14 protein-coding genes are annotated in these 16,620 nt (G+C 61.4%); 5 read left to right on the top strand and 9 right to left on the bottom strand.

The features are described 5' to 3' along the window. The first annotated feature begins 44 nt into the window (after window positions 1–44). On the top strand, window positions 45–257 hold the full coding sequence (locus tag HUU46_20085) for a type II toxin-antitoxin system HicB family antitoxin (protein ID NUM55946.1): 213 nt from the start codon (window positions 45–47) through the stop codon (window positions 255–257). Then, a complete protein-coding gene (locus HUU46_20080) occupies window positions 254–442 on the top strand; it encodes a type II toxin-antitoxin system HicA family toxin (GenBank protein NUM55945.1) in 189 nt (62 codons plus the stop codon). Before HUU46_20085 ends, HUU46_20080 begins: the two co-directional genes overlap by 4 nt. A gap of 51 nt (window positions 443–493) precedes the next feature. On the opposite strand, the gene HUU46_20075 is transcribed toward HUU46_20080, so the two are convergent. From HUU46_20075 to HUU46_20055, 5 genes are all read right to left on the bottom strand, one after another. Further along, complete coding sequence (locus HUU46_20075) at window positions 494–1,369, bottom strand: alpha/beta hydrolase (GenBank protein ID NUM55944.1); 876 nt, start codon at window positions 1,367–1,369, stop codon at window positions 494–496. A gap of 54 nt (window positions 1,370–1,423) precedes the next feature. After that, a complete protein-coding gene (locus tag HUU46_20070) occupies window positions 1,424–3,241 on the bottom strand; it encodes a tetratricopeptide repeat protein (protein NUM55943.1) in 1,818 nt (605 codons plus the stop codon). Next, entirely contained in the window at window positions 3,238–4,953 is a 1,716-nt protein-coding gene (locus tag HUU46_20065; protein NUM55942.1) for a tetratricopeptide repeat protein, read from the bottom strand. The genes HUU46_20070 and HUU46_20065 overlap by 4 nt, the downstream gene beginning before the upstream one ends. Then, on the bottom strand, window positions 4,950–5,888 hold the full coding sequence (locus tag HUU46_20060) for a glycosyltransferase family 2 protein (GenBank protein ID NUM55941.1): 939 nt from the start codon (window positions 5,886–5,888) through the stop codon (window positions 4,950–4,952). Before HUU46_20060 ends, HUU46_20065 begins: the two co-directional genes overlap by 4 nt. 225 nt (window positions 5,889–6,113) lie before the next feature. Further along, window positions 6,114–8,087 (bottom strand): beta-galactosidase, encoded by a 1,974-nt coding sequence (locus HUU46_20055; protein NUM55940.1) that lies wholly within the window; start codon window positions 8,085–8,087, stop codon window positions 6,114–6,116. A 247-nt stretch (window positions 8,088–8,334) separates the two neighbouring features. Between HUU46_20055 and HUU46_20050 the strand changes: the two genes are divergently transcribed. Then, window positions 8,335–9,438 (top strand): flippase-like domain-containing protein, encoded by a 1,104-nt coding sequence (locus HUU46_20050; protein ID NUM55939.1) that lies wholly within the window; start codon window positions 8,335–8,337, stop codon window positions 9,436–9,438. A 111-nt stretch (window positions 9,439–9,549) separates the two neighbouring features. Here the strand turns inward: HUU46_20050 and HUU46_20045 are convergent, their stop codons facing one another. From HUU46_20045 to HUU46_20035, 3 genes are all read right to left on the bottom strand, one after another. Beyond that, window positions 9,550–9,702 (bottom strand): hypothetical protein, encoded by a 153-nt coding sequence (locus tag HUU46_20045; protein NUM55938.1) that lies wholly within the window; start codon window positions 9,700–9,702, stop codon window positions 9,550–9,552. Between the two features lie 102 nt (window positions 9,703–9,804). Beyond that, the gene (locus HUU46_20040; protein NUM55937.1) at window positions 9,805–12,066 is read right to left on the bottom strand and encodes a hypothetical protein; all 2,262 of its coding nucleotides are present in this window, start codon (window positions 12,064–12,066) and stop codon (window positions 9,805–9,807) included. A gap of 267 nt (window positions 12,067–12,333) precedes the next feature. Further along, window positions 12,334–13,245: a LysR family transcriptional regulator gene (locus HUU46_20035; GenBank protein NUM55936.1), complete on the bottom strand. Its 912-nt coding sequence runs from the start codon at window positions 13,243–13,245 to the stop codon at window positions 12,334–12,336. Window positions 13,246–13,378: 133 nt separating this feature from the next. On the opposite strand from HUU46_20035, the gene HUU46_20030 reads away from it, so the two are divergent. After that, window positions 13,379–14,329 carry a hypothetical protein gene (locus HUU46_20030; protein NUM55935.1) on the top strand — a complete coding sequence of 317 codons (951 nt, stop codon included), beginning with the start codon at window positions 13,379–13,381 and terminating at the stop codon, window positions 14,327–14,329. Window positions 14,330–14,346: 17 nt separating this feature from the next. After that, window positions 14,347–15,663: a PepSY domain-containing protein gene (locus HUU46_20025; protein NUM55934.1), complete on the top strand. Its 1,317-nt coding sequence runs from the start codon at window positions 14,347–14,349 to the stop codon at window positions 15,661–15,663. A gap of 70 nt (window positions 15,664–15,733) precedes the next feature. On the opposite strand, the gene HUU46_20020 is transcribed toward HUU46_20025, so the two are convergent. Next, on the bottom strand, window positions 15,734–16,510 hold the full coding sequence (locus HUU46_20020) for an enoyl-CoA hydratase/isomerase family protein (protein NUM55933.1): 777 nt from the start codon (window positions 16,508–16,510) through the stop codon (window positions 15,734–15,736). Window positions 16,511–16,620 lie beyond the last annotated feature (110 nt).

Here is a 16,620-nt window from a genome sequence, read left to right as displayed (position 1 = left end):
TCGAACATACTATTCTGGGGATCGAATTAACAGGAATCGCACCCATGCAAAATACGTATACGGCCATGATTCAGCAGGACGAAGAATGGTGGATTGGCTGGATCGAAGAAGTCCCGGGAGTCAACAGCCAAGGCACCACGCGCACGGAGCTCATCGAAAACCTTCGTTCAGCGTTGGAAGAAGCCATTGAAATGAACAAGGCCGATGCGTTGGCTCTCGCCACCGGCTCGTACGTGGAGGAGTCGATTACGCTTTGAAGCGGAGGGAGCTGCTGGATCATTTACTTCGCGAAGGTTGTACTCTCGTTCGTGAAGGCGCGCGGCATTCATGGTGGAGCAACCCTGAGAATAATCGGCGTTCGTCGGTTCCCCGCCACAACGAAATTCCAAATCCCTTGGCCCTGAAAATCTGCCGCGATCTTGGAATCAAGCGACCATTTTGATTCGCGGAGTTCTTTCGGCGACACATCAGCGCAGGATGTCACGTCGTTACATCACTCCAATCGAGTCAACATTCCCCGATACACCAACCACTTCAAGCACAATTCAGGCCACTCCCCAACAGGATTACCGGGTGCGCGCGAGCCGCCCATACCAACACCGTGCTTGCCTTGTTCGAAGAGGTGCATCTCGACCGGCACACCTGCTTTGACGCACGCGTCGTAGAACAGCACCGCGTTCGACACGGAGACCGCCTGATCGGCCGTCGTATGCAGGATAAACGCGGGCGGCGTCTTCGAGTCGACGAAAAGGTGAGTTGAGCACTCCTTTACGAGGGCCGGATCGGGGTTTTCGCCCAGCAGGTTCCCCACGCACCCTGCGTGCGCCTCCGGCCCCTGCATTGTTATGACCGGATACACGAGGACGAGAAAGTCCGGCCGTGTCGGCACGCGCTCCACAGGATCGGTCGAGTCCGGCTTGCCGTCGACGTAATGAACGCCGGTCATCGCGGAGAGATGGCCGCCGGCGGAGAACCCGAGGATGCCGATTTTGCCCGGATCGATGTTCCATTCCGCCGCGCGCGAACGCACAATGCGGACCGCGCGCTGCGCGTCAAGTTGCGGCGCGGGATAGCGGTAACGCGGTCCCAGCCGATACTGGAGCACGAATGCGGAAATGCCGTTATTGTTCAGCCACTGCGCGACGTCGTGTCCCTCGTAGCTCATCGCCAAACCGGAGTAGCCGCCCCCAGGGCAGACCACAATTGCGACGCCCGTGTTCCTTTTTGCGGCGGCTGGATAGAGATACAGCGCCGGTTTGTCCTGCGGTTCTTCACCGACGGCGCCGGGCGCGCCATGCGGCCACACAAGCACCGATTCCACACCGCTTGGCGGCGCGCTATCCGCCGCCGAAACGAACAATCCCAACATGATCGCTGTCCCAACGAATCCCACGCTGTTGTCTCCTTAACATACCTGGTCCGGCTATCCGCCCAGCGCGTTCAGATTGCGCCGCGCGTCCTCGAATGACGGATCGATGCGAAGCGCCTCTCGAAATTCCTTCATCGCGTCATCCCGCCGACCCTTGGCGTTGAACACAATACCAAGAATATTGCGCAGTTTCGCGTCGTCCGGATATTGCCCGATGGCCTGCTTCAATACGTCAATCGCGTCGTCAACACGCCCGGATTTCCAGAGCGCCACACCGAGGTTTGCCGCAATGTCTGCGGCGAGGACAGCATCCCCCGTGCCCGACCGGTTCGCTTCCATCAGTACGCGCACGGCCTCCGCGTCACGATTCAACTGGATGAGACATATCCCGATCGCATTGCGCGTATCGACGTTTTGCGGATCGATCGCGCTTGCGCGCGCGAGTGCATCGAGCGCGGCGCCGGTGTTGCCCAACCGCATCTGGGCGATGCCGAGATTGTGGAACGCTCTTGGATCGTCCGGGTTAAGCGCCGCCGCCACCTCGAAATGCGGTACGGCCTTCGCATACTCCTTGCGCTCGAAGTACACCGCCCCAAGGTTTCGCTGCGCGCGTTCGTGATTCGGATTAACGGCAACCGCGCGCGCCCATAACGTTTCGGTGTTCTTCCAATGACCAATTTGTGACCACGTCAGCACGGCCCAAAACGCAAGTAGCGCGAGCGTGCTCACCGCCACGGGCGCGCGCACCCCACGGCCCGCCGTCGCGCGCGCGACTACCGCGTCCACGCCCCAAACGACGGCGATTGCGATTCCGATGGTCGGTATATACGTGTACCTGTCCGCCATCCCCTGCTCGCCAATGTGGACGAATCCGACGACGGGCACGAGCGTTCCAAGGTACCAAAGCCATCCCACGAGCGCGTACGGCGCGCGGTTCCGCGCTGCAACCGCGAATGCCGTCACCGCGGCGATCAGCGCGCAGCTTGCGGCAATGTCAAACGACGAAAGCGAATCCTTCGGATGCGGGTAGTCTATCGCAAGACCGCTGGGCCAGATCATCATCGCAATGTACCTCACATAGGAGACGGCGACATTGCCGAGGCGCATGTCCAAGGGCAGTTTGTCCAGCGATACGATCGCCTGGTGCTGGCGCTGCACGACAATCGTGACGACGCAACTTGCGGCAACCAGTGCGAACAGCGGCGCTTTTTCGATCGTCAATCGGACCGCGCCCGTTTCGAATCGCCGCAACGGCCAGTAATCGAGAAGCAGCAACACGCACGGTACGGTGACAAGCATGGGCTTTGTCATGAGGCCGAGCGCGAGCATAAGCAATAGTATCGCGTACCGCCCCGCCCCCCGCCGTCGCGCGTAGCGCTCATACGCGATGAGGCAGAGCATCCAGAACACTGTGCTCAACACGTCTTTTCGCTCGGATACCCACGCTACGGACTCGACGTGCGCGGGGTGCAGCGCAAAGATCGCGGCGACCGCCAGGCTAGGATAGAACCGTCCGGTAAGGCGCGCCAGCGCTACCGCGAGCAGGAGCGCGTTCGCGGTGTGCAACGTGATCGACGACAGATGGTGGCCCCACGCGTTCAATCCGAATAACTCGCAATCGATTGCGTGTGACAACAGCGAGATCGGTTGCCACGTCCCCGTTTCGCCCGTAGTGAATATTCCGCGCAGCCCGGCGATCGTGATTCCCTCTCGCACATGTTTGTTGTCGAACACGTAAAGGCCGTCGTCGTAATAGACGAAGTCGCAGAAAAGTGCGCGCGAGTACACCGCGAACGTGGCAAACCCGAGAATCGCGAGCCACGTGTATCGCGTGCGCGGCGATGGTCCACTGTGTACGGCGTTCGCCGTCATGGCGCCGGCGCCCTGGAATTCAGCGACTCGAGATACGCGATAACCATGTTCAATTCGTCCGATGCCGGCATTCGCGCGTGCGCTTCCGCCGCGCACGCACGGGCATCGTCGATACGGCCTAACTGAATAAGATAGCGTACGAGATTGACCGCAGCCTCTTGATTTCCAGGTCCGGTCTGCACCGCGCGTTCAAAGGCGGCAAGTGATTCGGTCTTCTTCCCCAACGCGTCAAGAGTCACGCCAAGATTGTTCCACGCCAACGAATATCCCGGATCGAGCGCCACCGCCGCCCGGTAGTGTTCCTCCGCCTTCTCGAAATTACGCAGTTCCTGGTGCGCGATCCCGAGGTGATACTGCGCCTCGGGTTCCCGATGGCGCTTGCGAACGGACATTTCCAGAAAGGGTATGGCTTCGGCGTACCGCTTCGCGTCTACCAGCAACAGTCCAAGCCCCATGTTACCCACGGGATTATCCGGCATCGCGCGCACCGTGTTTCGGTACAACGTCTCCGAATCGCGCCAAACGCCCATACGGTTCCACGTCAACACGGCCAGCACGGTGAGTATGGCGCTTGCCGCTAGCGGCAGGGCGCGTCGCAGCGCACGTGAATCAAAACCGGCGAACGCGTCGCGCGCGGCCCACGACGCCATCAACGAAATCCCAATCATGGGTATATACGAATACCGTTCGGCCATCGCTTGTGTCCCCACCTGAATAATCCCGATGACCGGCAGCAACGTGACCACGTACCACAACCAGCCCACAATGAGGTACGGTGCGCGGCGACGCTGCGTCCATGCGGCGACGGTAATGCCGAGCAGCACAAGCGTTGATGCAACTACGAAAAAGACCGATAAGCTGTCCAGCGGGTGCGGGTAGAAGATGAGAAGATCCGAAGGCCATAGCGTCTTGCCGATGTAACGGACATACGCCGTCACGGCGTTCTCCACGCGCAGGATGATGGGCAGCGTCTCGAAGGAAGAAGTCGCCTGCGCGCCACGTTGGACGACGATGGTCGCGACAGAAGCCGCGGCCGCCAATACGAACATTGGCAGCTTTTCCGCGGCGAGCAATGCGAAGCAGCGCAGTCTGTTCTCGGTGTGCACGCGGCGAAGCGGCCAATAGTCGAGCAACAGCAACACGCACGGCAGCGTGACGAGCATGGGCTTTGCCATCAGTCCCAATGCCATGACTGCCGTCGCCGCTGCGAGCCAACGCTTGCGCAGCGTCTCCGCCCACAGCGCATACGCATACAACGTCGCCATGAAAAACAGTGTGCTGAGCACGTCCTTGCGCTCGGCGACCCACGCCACCGACTCGACGTGCAGCGGATGGAGACCGAATACCGCCGCGGTAAACAGACTGGGCCCCGCGGCGCCGGTCATGCGCAACAAGGCCAATCCCAGCAGAAGCGTGTTCACCGCGTGAAACACTGCGCTCGTCGCGTGATGACCGCCCGCGTTCAGGCCAAACAGCTCGCAGTCGAGCATGTGCGAAAGCAGCGTCAACGGTTGCCAGGTGCCGGTCTCGCCCGTCGTGAACGCGTGCACAACGCCGGCCCACGTCAGGCCCGCGCGGACCTGTCCGTTCGCGGTGACGTAGACGCCGTCGTCGTAGGTTACGAAATCAAATGCGATCGTTCGGAAATAGAGTGCGCCGGTGACGAGCGAAAAAAGGACGAGCAAGGCGATCGGTTTGCTGGGGGGCTTCATCGCGGCCGTGCGTCGCGCCCGTTCTCCTCGGCAACGTAGACCGCCGGGTCGATGCGCACGAAGTGGCGCAGCACGAGTTCAGCGAACAGACCGATGCAGATGGTGAGCGCGCCGGTCGCGGCAAGCAACAGTCCCGCGGCGAACAGCGCCACGCCGACCGAAGCGTGCGATCCCGACCAGACGACAATGCCCGTCGCGAACAGCAGAAACCCGATCGCCTTTTGCGAGAATCCGAGCATTCCGAAGAAATGGCCGGGCGCATGGCGGTAGTGGGTGAGGAACCACATCGTCAACACGTCCATCGCACCGCGCGTGAAGCGTTCAATGCCGAATTTCGATTTGCCGTACCGTCGGCGGTGATGCTCGACGGGAATCTCGGTGACGCGGTAGTTCAAGTTTTGCGCGAGCACCGGAATCAGCCGGTGCATCTCTCCATACACCTGAATCTTCTTGACTACTTCCGCGCGCATCAGCTTGAAACCGCAGTTGACGTCGTGCAGCGGCACGCTGAACAGCCACGCCACGAACCAATTGTAGATGCGCGATGGCACCGTCTTGTGCGCGGGATCGTGGCGCACCGCTTTCCAGCCGCAGACCACGTCGTACCCTTCGTCGAGTTTTTCGATGAACCGCGGGATTTCCTTCGGCTCGTCCTGAAGGTCCGAATCCATCGTGAACACAAGCTCGCCGCCCGCCGCGGCGAATCCCGCCGCAAGCGCCGCCGATTTGCCGAAGTTTCCACGCAGACGCACCACTTTGACCGCCGGATTGGCCTCGCGCAACCGGCACATCACATCGTAAGACCCGTCGGTGCTGCCGTCGTCCACGAATAGAATTTGATAGTCGTGCGGCGCCGCGTGCTCGACAATGCCCGCGGTCAACGCCTCCAGCGTGTCGCGCTCGTTGTAGACCGGAATGACAAAGGTGATTTTCATGCGGCGGGCATTCTATCACGCACGAGAGGAGCGCGGAAGTTCGCGGCGTCTCTTAGAACTTCTAACAATAATGACGTCTTTGCGTTTACCCCGAAGGGGTTTCGGCGCGCAGCCCAGGGTTGGCCCGCCGAAGTCGCTTCGACGTAGGCGGGACTACCCTGGGTACCAACCACCCGCATTAGGGAATGTACCCTGAAGGGGTTTCGGCATTAATGTTAGAGGCTCTTATGCTTTCAATACGAGAATCCCGTTGGCGCTGATGGTTACGCTCGGGCCGACCGTTTCGCCGGTGATGAGGTCCGGGAAGGTGCCCGGCAATTTCAGGTGCTGCCGCTCGCCGGTGTGATTGAGCACAAACACAATACGCCCCTTTTCGCCCTTGTGCTGGACTACTTCCACGCCATCCGGAATTTCCTTCATGGGAAAATCGGGCAAGTGCTCCCCAATGAACAGTTCGAGGGTCTCGCGCGGAAGATACACGCCGATATAAATCACTTGGCCGTTGCCGACTCCGCGTCGCACAATTGCGGGTTTGCCCTTGAGCCGGCCATCGAGATACTCCGCGATCGGTTCCGCCCCGATCGGTTCGATCACTTCAAACCAACTCCGCACCTTGCAGGTCTGCGCGATGAGCGCGCCCCGCGCGAAGTTCAGCGTCTGCGGCGCGTCGCCGGGAGCCACGATAATCTCTTCGATCGTCGCGCCCGCGAGTGCCGCGAACAGGCCCGGCCTCGGGATCGTCGTCATCGCATTGGTCGTTTCGCGCGAACCGGACTGCGGCGTCAGGATGAGCGTACCGCCTTCCTTGACGTACTTCTCGAGCCGCGCGACAAGCGCGTCGTCCACAACCGTCAAACACGGCGCGATGACTACCGAGTATTTTTTGATCTCCGCGTCCGGATCGATCGTGTCGCAGACGTGGCCCTTGCGCTTCACCGCGCGATACAGGTCGAAGCAGTGGTCATCGTGGTGAAACCCCGGCAAGCCCGGCTGGGATTCGCTGCTCCACCGCGAGTCAAAACTGCGCATCAGCGCGACTTTCGCCTCGATGGCCACACCCTCGAGTTCCCGGCCGACCTTCGCAAACTCGTCGCCGGTGCGCAGCACTTCCTTGTAGCGCCGCCGGGGCTTGCCATCCCAGTCGAGCACACCCGGACGAAGATTGTCGTCGCCTCCCAACGGCGCGCGAAACGGATAAATGTAAACGCCGCTTGCGCCGGCCGCGGCCGCCTGCCAGCACCACCGCCGCAGTTCCGCCGGGTCAAGCGTTTCGCTCACAACACCGGGCCGATCCTGCCTCGCGCTGCACGACTGCTCCATCACCCAAAACGCGCCTGTCATCGAGCGCGCAATGTCGTGCCCGTACGATGCAATCAATCCATCCGTGCGATCCGGCGTGCTGACGCGCCCCGCGACGGTCACATGATCGGAAAGCTTGTGCAGGCGCAAATGGCCCGCGCGCGGGACGGCGTTGCACGTGATCTCATGACTTGGACAATTCGCTTTAAGAATATCCGCCTGGCGTTTGTAGTGGCCGATGAGCGAGTCCGAGCAGAACCGCGCAAAATCGATCCATTGTCCCGCATTTGTACGCCCGCGTTCGCTGCGCGGCAGCGTGACTTCGTTCCACTGCCGGACTTCCATGCCGCCGCTCGCCGAGAGCCACGCCTCGTTCAGCTTGTCCGTCGATTGGTACTTCGCCAACACCCACTGGCGGAACGCCTTCTCGCAATGCTCGCAATAACACCGCGCCGATCCCCCGCTGCCCAGCGCATTGTCAATCTGCCATGCGATGACGCCGTCAATCTTCGCGTAATGCCGCGCAAGGCTCTGCGCGACCGCGTCGGTGAGCATCTGAAACTCGGGCGCGTTCACGCAGCACGCGTGTGCCGCTGTCGTCGGCGCCTTGTGGCCGCGCGCATCCACGCGGACGACGCCCGGGTGACGGTTGTACACCCACATGGGCGCGATAGCCGTAGGCGTGCACAGCACCGTCGAGATGCCTTCCTTATGCAGCGTCGCAATGATCGGATCGAGCCACTCGAACCGGAACCGTCCCTGCTCCGGCTCGAACTTGCACCAGCACGCCTCGCCCATGCGTACAACGTTCATGCGCGCTTTGACCATCAGCTTGATATGGTCGGCAGCCTGCTCCGCTGTCCACTGCTCAGGGTGATAGCACGTCCCAAATCGAAGCATTCCGAAAGCCCCTCCCAGAATCCACGACCCCAACGATACCGCATCTTCTGCCTCGACGGGCGAATTGTATCACTCTTCGATTCTGAAACTCGGTTTCCGTGTGCGTCGTTCTGCCGCGTCAGCGGCGCACAAGACTATGCCCAAGTCGGACGGATTCGTACACGGCACGCGGCGCAGCCGACCCTGTCAAGTCATCAATGGCGCATGCTATACTGCGGCAATTCGTAACAAGCCCTGGAATTGTCGTTTGAAGCGTGCGTTGCAGATACTAATCGGCGTCGTGGTAGCGGGGTTCCTGGCATGGCTGCTGCTGCGCGGCGTGTCGTTTCAGGATTTGCGCGGCTCGCTCGGCAAAATGCATTGGGGCTGGATGCTCCTCGCGCAAGCGCCGATCTGGGCAAGTTTCTGGTTGCGCATCCAGCGCTGGAGCTACGTCGTGCGCGCCGTCCATCCCGCGACGTTCCGCGCCATGTTCAGCTCGACCCAGCTCGCCTTTCTCGTTAACTTCACCATTGGCATGCGCCTCGGCGAACTCGTACGCCCACTCGTCCTCAGCCGGCTGACCCGCATGACCTTCGCCAAAGCAATGGCGGTCAACACGCTCGACCGCGTAAACGACCTCATTGGTCTAATCGTCGTCATGCTCGTTGGCGTCGTCGCCTTCCGGCCGGACCACGACATCGTGTTACCGAAAGGTACCTTTGGCATCGCCGAACCCATCACCATCTCCAAGTCCATCGTCGTTACGGGCGGCGAAGGGTCCGCGCTGTTTCTCGCGGTTGTTCTCGGTTCGCTTGTGCTCATTTATCTGAATCAGAAGTTGATGTTGCGCATCACGAACGCTGTCGTCGGACTCGTCTCAAGGAAGCTCGCCGCGTTCACCTGCCACCTTATCGAACAGTTCGCGGACGGACTTCACGTCTTCCGCAACGTTGGCGACCTGACGAAGTCCGTCACCTTCAGTTTGGCGACGTGGTCGTGCTTCCTGCTCTCGTACGTTCTATTCTTCGAAGCCTTCGGTCTGGATTACCCGTGGTACGCCGCTTTCATCGTCCAAATCTTGTTGGCATTCTCCGTGAGCGCGCCCGGTGTTCCCGGAATGGTCGGACAGTTTCACATCCCCATCGTCGTCGGCATGCTCATGGCGATTCCGAACGCGCCCCTGCCGGACTGCGTTGCGCTCGCGATCGTGGCGCACATCTCCAACATGATTCCCATCACGTGCCTCGGCGCCTACGCGCTCTTCATAGAGGGGCTAAGCCTGGCCGAATTGCGGCACGAGGTCGAAGACGCGGAAGTCGAGGTCGAGCGGTTGGAGCGACCCGCGCAAACTCCCGGCGAACGCATATAAAGGCAAAAGGCGAAGGCCCATTTCGCCCTCGCCCTGCAAAGTCCATCTCCGGTCGAATTCTAATCCACCCACCTGGAAACTCGAGATAACTCTCGTCCAAGTATCCACCGGTTATGGGACGGGAATGTCCTCGATAAACCTTGCTTTCCAACTGCCGGCCGGCACGCATTTGATCTTGCCGGTCAGCGTAAACTCGCCGCAGACGAACGAACTCTGCGCTTTCTCGGGATTCGGTTTCTTGGACACCGGCCTCGCATGCTTCATAGGAATTCCTCCCATCAGCCACCTCGAGTCACCAATGGTGCATGCTACCACCAAAACAGGGTATTGAAAAGTCAGCTTTGGCCTACAAGCCTGGCGAGGCAATTATGGGATTCGGCGCATGGCCTTCCCGGTGGGCCCGGTTCCACCGTCGAATTCAACAAGCCACACCGACTCCGGTTGCATATCAAGCCGTACCACCATGTCTTCGTCTACGCGGCCACTTCGTACGATGCCTTCCTCGCTCCGGATGGAGAACGATCCAGGCCCCTGAATGTATTGCGTTGCGGAAATCGCAGTCGACATCCGGCGGCTGGCGGTATTTACCAGGAACACTCCGATGCGCCCGTCCGGAGCCTTCCAGGCCGACCCCATAACAACCGGCGTCTCCATCTCGTATTCCTTCACGTGCTCCTGCTGCCCCGCATAAATCGAGAGACGCGACACCGGAATCCGCTCCGTGGGCGCGTCGAACACAGGCGCGCGCAGCATCACGCCGTCTTGCAGGAAATCGCGCGCGGCGCGGCGCGCTCGCGCAAGCCGCACTATGAACGCGATCTCGTCCGCGCGTTCGGTCAGTTGTTCTTCCGTAAAATTCGCCAGCGTGATCTGCTGTCCCCACAGAAACGACCGCGCATGCTCCAACCGGAACTGATGAGCAAACTTCCGATCGAGTAGTCTCAGCGGCGCCTTCGGCGCAAACTCCGCTGGCCACAGATCGTCGTACGGCGGGTGCGTCAGCGAGGAATAGTTCCCGAATTGAATCGCGGAATCGTGGTACACGGCCTGAAACAGCGGCACAGGCTCCCATTCTCCCGGCGCCGCGTAGCGCTCACGACTCACCTGAAGACTCAACATCAGATCGAGATGCGGCAGCCACGCCTCTCCACACCCTTCGCCCGCCAACGTAACGGACAGTGCCTCGGCGCAACGCGACCGAATGTCCGCCGTGAGCGCTCGAAATCCGTCCATCCAAAACCGGCCGCCGCCCGGCGCATGACCGTGCGACGCGTCGTAGCACGACAAGCTCGCACACGCCTGATCCATATAGATGCCGTCTACACCGAGTTCGAGAATCGCGCGCTGCGCAAGGCCTGCGTACGTGTCGCGCCAAAACAGCGTCCCCATGCACATCGGCGCGCACGGCGCTTTCGTGAAAATGTTGTAGACCTCGACGTGCGGTTTGCCGTTCGCGTCCTTCACGCTGAACCGCTCCGCGCCTTCGCGCGTCCAACTCTCCGTGCGCATGCCCCAGAGCCGTTGGTTCATATACACAATCGCGTGCAGATCATTCTGGTGCGCGGATGCAACCGCTTCGCGAAACGCGTCAGAACCTTCGCGCGGTGGCAGGTACTCGGGAAATCCCGTGTCGTACGCGCAACCATGCCACCAATGCCAAAACACGCTGACCGGCAAGTTTGCCGCCGATTGCAGCGCCGCGGCAGGACCCAGCACGCCCGGCGAGCGGCCCCGGTTCCAAACCCAAATCCCCGTGTCGTTCACCCACGATGGGACCGCGCCGGACTTCAGCCGGCTTTCGCGCGCCCACGCCTGTGCGCCGCCCCACGCACGATACCGTTCCGCAGCCGAAAACCAGTCGCCCGAGAAAGGACCGACAAGGCAGTCGTAGTTCGACTCGAACCCGCGCTGGGCGGCGTCCGCTTCGGGCAGGTGCACGGCTTCCACTCCGAGGCCCGATTTACCGTCGCCGAACAACGCAAACTTCTTGCGTTGCGTGTCCGTATCGTTTGTTGCGAAGTAAAGCCCCGGCACCTCGCCGCCGTACACCGCGAGAAACTGCATCGAGAAGATTCCCGGATACTCCCACTCCCTCCGCCGCGCCTCGCCATCCGCGCCGTTGAGCTGTTGGCGCATGCGCGATGTTTGCTCGCCCATCCAGATCGGCACTGCGACATATTCGCGCTCGCGTGAGCGTACCTGCGCGATCCGCGGAAAATGAACGCGATCGATCGGCCGGCTCTCGTCGGCGTCTACGCGAATGCGCCATTCCGTAATGCTCGATCCGCTCGGTGCCGAAACGTGTGCCGTTACGGCCAGCCCACTGTCCGCGAAACCGCCCCACGTCAACTCAATCGACGGCGAACTCCCCGGATGCTCAGCAAACCCAAACTGCGTCGCATCCGTCGCGCGCAACGGCTGACTGCCCGCTTCCATGAAACCGATTTCCCACAGCGCCGCTGTATTCGATTCGACCAGGTCGTACCCTGTCGCCACATCGCGCAGGGATACGAGCGCCCCGTTCCGCGCATCGAACCGCAGGGAAACGGTACCGTTGTCCAGGTTCTGTCCATAGGCGACAACATGGAATAGAAAGAGTGCCGTAACCAGCGCGCGTCCATTTGTCATTGATTCGGGCTCCGATTCATTCGCATTGCGTTAGACTCTTGCCCCGTCGCCCCCGACTCGGGAACCGTCCCCTGCCCAGCAATCGTTGCGATCCTTGGGTCCTCTCGGTCCTTTTGGTCCTTTTGGTCCTCTCGGTCCTTTTGGTCCTTTTGGTCCTCTCGGTCCTTTTGGTCCTATTGGTCCTTTTGGTCCTGTGGGTCCTTTGGGTCCTTTGGGTCCCGTTCCTGGCCGCGGGACCCGATCTGCCCGACGCGCTCCTCCAACGCCTTACACCACGCTCCCCCGCACAAATCCGATGAACGCCTGCGCCGATTCGGACAACCGCTCTCCGCGCCGCGTGAGAATGCCCGAGTGAATCGGACGAATGGGATCGGCCAGTTCGCGCACCGCAATCTTTTGACCGCGCGTGACAACCCCGCTCGGCAACAGCGGCACGATGGCGATTCCCAGCCCCGCCTCGACCATGCGCACCACGATATCGGTCGTCGTCGTTTCCATCGCGATACGGGGCGCCAGTTCCCGCTCGTTGAACGCGTCCAAAATGTGTTGCCGCCCCGTCGATCCGCGCTCGAACAAAATGAATGGCTCTCCAACCAAGTCTCGAAGCCGCACGCGTTTCAATGAGAGCAAGCGATGCCGCGGCGGCGTGACAAGGCTCCAATTCATCGAGAACATGTGCTGATACGACAGTTCCGGCAACGACTCGTACGGCGCCGCGAATCCTATCGCTACCTCGGGGTCGCTTAACAGGACAGACTCGATCGTGCGCTCCGCGTGCGTGCTCAAACGTATGCGAATGTGCGGGTAACGCGCATGAAACCGCCGCACCGCGTCGATCAATACATAGCGGATCAGGTACTGGCTCGCCGCGACGTGCACGTCCCGCGTTTCCTCCGCCGCCCCGAATACCTCCGTCAGGTCGCGCGCGCGCTCCAGAAACGCGGCCGCGTGGGGAAGAAACTGCCGTCCCTGTTGCGTCAGCGGTGACGCGCGGCGAATCCCCTGGCTCTTTCGGTATAACTCGACCTTCAACCGCGCTTCGAGCGCAATGAGCCGGTTCCGCACGCCTTGTTCGGTGATGTGCAACACCTCGCTCGCGCCGCGCAGGCTGCCTTGCCGCGCCAGCTCGACAAATGCCGCGACTTGATCCGTCGACAGGGAGAGTAGTTCTCGTGCCATCGGCCCACTCGTCCGTTCCCGTCAGTCCATAATACAATTATTATCTTTATAAATGTACAAATAAACAACTATTCATCGTATTGCCCGCGCCGATAGAATGGTGCTCGACAAAAAACAATGCGCGAGGTGCCCCATGCTGAACCGAACGATTCCGGTCGCGTTCGTTGGCTTGTGCCTGAATGCCTCCTGCCTGCTTGCCTTCGCGCACCCGGGCTCCGGCATCGTCGCCGATGCGTCCGGCGATGTCTACTTCTCGGACACCGGCCACGGCATCTGGAAGGTGACCTCGGACGGGGCCGTCTCCTCACCGAGTCAAGCGCGCGGACACTTTCTCGCAATCGATCCCCAAGGCGCTTTCGCACAAAAGCACTTCTCCCATCTCGAGCGCGACGACGTAACCGTTGCCGCACGAGGGCCGGGCCTGCTTGTCGGCACGAGCTATCCGATAACGGTCGGCACGGACGGCGCATTCTACTACCCGCAGGTCAGGGGAAAAGGCAGAGTAAAGCTCATGCGAATGCCGCCCGGCGAGAAGGCGCAATTGTTCGCGGAACTGCCGCCCGCAAAGGAGAAAAGCTACACCGGCGAGGAAGTCGCAGCAGAGTGGGTGTGGGGTATGGCCGCCGGCCCTGACGGCTCGATCTATTACACGGAAAAACACGCCGTACGAAAAGTCGCGCCGGACGGCAAGGTTTCCACCGCGGCCGATAACGTGAAGGTCCCCGATTGCGAGCACCCGCCCGCAGTGACCGAATCGCACGTCGAGCCGGGACTATACGGAATCGCTGTCGCCGATGACGGTTCCGTTTACGTTGCGGCGGCCGCGTGCAGTGCGTTGCTCAAGATCGCGCCGGACGGGACGGTGTCCGTCGCGTTGCGCGCCACCGACGGCTGGTCGCCGCAAGGCGTCGTTGTCGCCGGGACTACCGTTTACGTGCTCGAATACGATTACATCAAGACGGACAAGCGCGAAGATTGGCTGCCACGCGTCCGAAAGCTCGCGCCCGACGGCAACGTCACCGTCATCGCCGAGATTGACCCGGAGGCTCGCCACGCCGCCGCGAAATCGTCCCGGCAACAATAGGGAGCCTTGCTCGCCATGTGCCAGACTCCGCCGCCGCGCTTCGACCGCGCGGCACCGCATCCGTGAGTTCCGGTTCGCTCTACAAGGCCGTCTGGCGCTGGCATTTCTATGCCGGCCTCTTCTCCATGCCGGTTCTGCTTACGCTGTCGGGAACGGGCGCGATTTACCTCTTCGACACGCAGATCGAGGAGATACTGTACCGCGACGATTATTTTGTCGAGCCCCCAAATACCGCAATGAAGAGCGCGTCGGCCCTGCGCGATGCCATCACGATTGGAGAAGAGGAACAGCTCATAACCTATTTTCCGCCCGCCGCACCCAATCGATCCGCCGCCTTCTCGCTCCTGTACGACCGCAATAAGATTCGCAACGTCTACGTCAATCCGTATACCGGCGCGGCGCTCGGAGAGATCAAGAGCGACGCGCGCATCATGGATACGATCAAGCGGATTCACGCACTGGAAATCTTCGGCGGGTTCGCCAACCGGCTCGTCGAATGCGTCGCGGGCTGGACCGTCGTCTTATTCGTTACCGGCGCGTACCTCTGGTGGCCCCGTAGCGCGTGGCGCACCGCGCTGAGCGTTCGCGGCCGCCCCGTCCAACGCACGTTCTGGCGCGACGTGCACCGCGTGATCGGCATCGCCGCGGGCGGCGTACTCTGTCTGCAAGCCGTCACGGGCCTACCCTGGTCCCGCGTCTGGGGCGAAATTTCGCAACGATTGATCGATGCCACGGGACAGGGGATTCCGCCGATGGTCCGCAATGATCGGCCGCAATCGACAGGTGACGCGCGCGCCGTGGACATCGGATTGGACCGCGTGGTCGCAATCGCCGAGGAGAAGGAATTTCCCCCAGGCTACGGTGTTTCGATTCCATCCACGCCGCAAGGCGTGTACACCATAATGAACCTCATTCCGGACGACCCCGCCGGGCAGCGCGTCGTCCACATCGACCGCTATTCCGGCGCGGTGATCGAGGACATCGCATTCAGTGCGTACGGCGCGGCTTCAAAAATTCGCGAATACGGCTACGCGTGGCACCAAGGCAACCTTCTCGGTACTGCGAACCGCTTGCTGCTGCTCGCGGCGTGCGTTTCCGTGTGGGCCCTTGCCGCAACCGGCATCGTCATGTGGTGGAAACGCCGCCCGGAACGCGGCGGACTCGCAACGCCGCCACTCGCGGACCGCCGCGAGGCGCGCCTTGTGTTCGCAATCACTGCGCTGGTATCGCTCGCGTTCCCGCTCACGATGGTCTCGTTGCTCGTCCTCGCCGCGATGGACGCGTGCGTTAGCGCCCTTCGGCCCGAACGCCGAACGCCCGGCGTTCAACCATGAATCCGCGGCGGACTTTCCCGGTCGCTCAAGGTTCACGCGCGGAATTGCCTCCGCTTGCACGCCGTTGGAATCACTCCGGGGTAGTGTCCCAATTTGGTTTGCGCTTTTCGTTGAACGCCGCAATGCCCTCGCGGGCTTCACGCCCGGCCCGGACCGCCTTGTGTTGATTCAGCGCCCAGGCGAGATCGTTTTCGAGCGGCTTGGGCCACAAATCGTTGAGCATTTGCTTCGAGTGCGCAAGCGCGCCCGGCGCGCCTTTGAGGATTACGCCGGCAAGATTCAGTGCCGTATCGAAAGCGTTCCCCCGCGGCACGACCCGATTGACGAGGCCGACGTCCTTCGCTCGATGCGCATCGACAAGCTCGCCGAGCAATAACAGTTCGCGCGCATCGCGTTCGCGGAGTTGGCGGCGCAGGACCGTCATGACAAGCCCCGCGACCAATCCGCGCCGTACTTCCGGGTATCCGATTCTCGCGTCTTCCTCGGCGACGACGATGTCGCACGCGCTCATGAGCCCCGCGCCGCCGGCAACCGCCGCGCCGTGCACCGCCGCAATCGTCACCGCGCGCGACTGCATCACGGATTCGAGCGCCTGCGCGATCGACTGGGCGGACGCTTGCGCATTTGTCGGGTCCGCCGCCTCGGCAAGGTCCAGTCCCGCGCAGAACACCGGCCCCGCGCCGCGCAGCACGATTACACGCGCCTGCCGCATATGCGCGTCCTCGATCGCCTTGCACAGCGCGTCCAACAGCGGAATGTTGAGCGCATTTCGTTTTTCCGGCCGGTTAAGCGTGATGGCAACAATGTCACGCTCAAGCGGCTCCACGACGACAAGTTGTTCCGGCATAAGACCCCTTCACGAGTTGCACTATTTGGAATTATGCCGCGTGGCAGTGTCAAACTGGCCAACGTCCGCAAAAAGCGTCGGGGAGAAATAATTGTCAAGGTTGACCTGTT

The sequence above is a fragment of the Candidatus Hydrogenedentota bacterium genome, assembly GCA_013359265.1.
GTDB lineage: Bacteria > Hydrogenedentota > Hydrogenedentia > Hydrogenedentales > SLHB01 > JABWCD01.
The sequence above is the reverse complement of the archived record's forward strand: the minus strand, read 5'-3'. Positions and strand labels throughout refer to the sequence as shown.

Coding starts and splice junctions, on each gene's coding strand:
- HUU46_20085 (NUM55946.1), top strand. CDS start 45: ATGCAAAATACGTATACGGCCATGATTCAGCAGGACGAAGAATGGTGG.
- HUU46_20075 (NUM55944.1), bottom strand. CDS start 1,369: ATGTTGGGATTGTTCGTTTCGGCGGCGGATAGCGCGCCGCCAAGCGGT.
- HUU46_20070 (NUM55943.1), bottom strand. CDS start 3,241: ATGACGGCGAACGCCGTACACAGTGGACCATCGCCGCGCACGCGATAC.
- HUU46_20065 (NUM55942.1), bottom strand. CDS start 4,953: ATGAAGCCCCCCAGCAAACCGATCGCCTTGCTCGTCCTTTTTTCGCTC.
- HUU46_20060 (NUM55941.1), bottom strand. CDS start 5,888: ATGAAAATCACCTTTGTCATTCCGGTCTACAACGAGCGCGACACGCTG.
- HUU46_20055 (NUM55940.1), bottom strand. CDS start 8,087: ATGCTTCGATTTGGGACGTGCTATCACCCTGAGCAGTGGACAGCGGAG.
- HUU46_20045 (NUM55938.1), bottom strand. CDS start 9,702: ATGAAGCATGCGAGGCCGGTGTCCAAGAAACCGAATCCCGAGAAAGCG.
- HUU46_20040 (NUM55937.1), bottom strand. CDS start 12,066: ATGACAAATGGACGCGCGCTGGTTACGGCACTCTTTCTATTCCATGTT.
- HUU46_20035 (NUM55936.1), bottom strand. CDS start 13,245: ATGGCACGAGAACTACTCTCCCTGTCGACGGATCAAGTCGCGGCATTT.
- HUU46_20030 (NUM55935.1), top strand. CDS start 13,379: ATGCTGAACCGAACGATTCCGGTCGCGTTCGTTGGCTTGTGCCTGAAT.
- HUU46_20020 (NUM55933.1), bottom strand. CDS start 16,510: ATGCCGGAACAACTTGTCGTCGTGGAGCCGCTTGAGCGTGACATTGTT.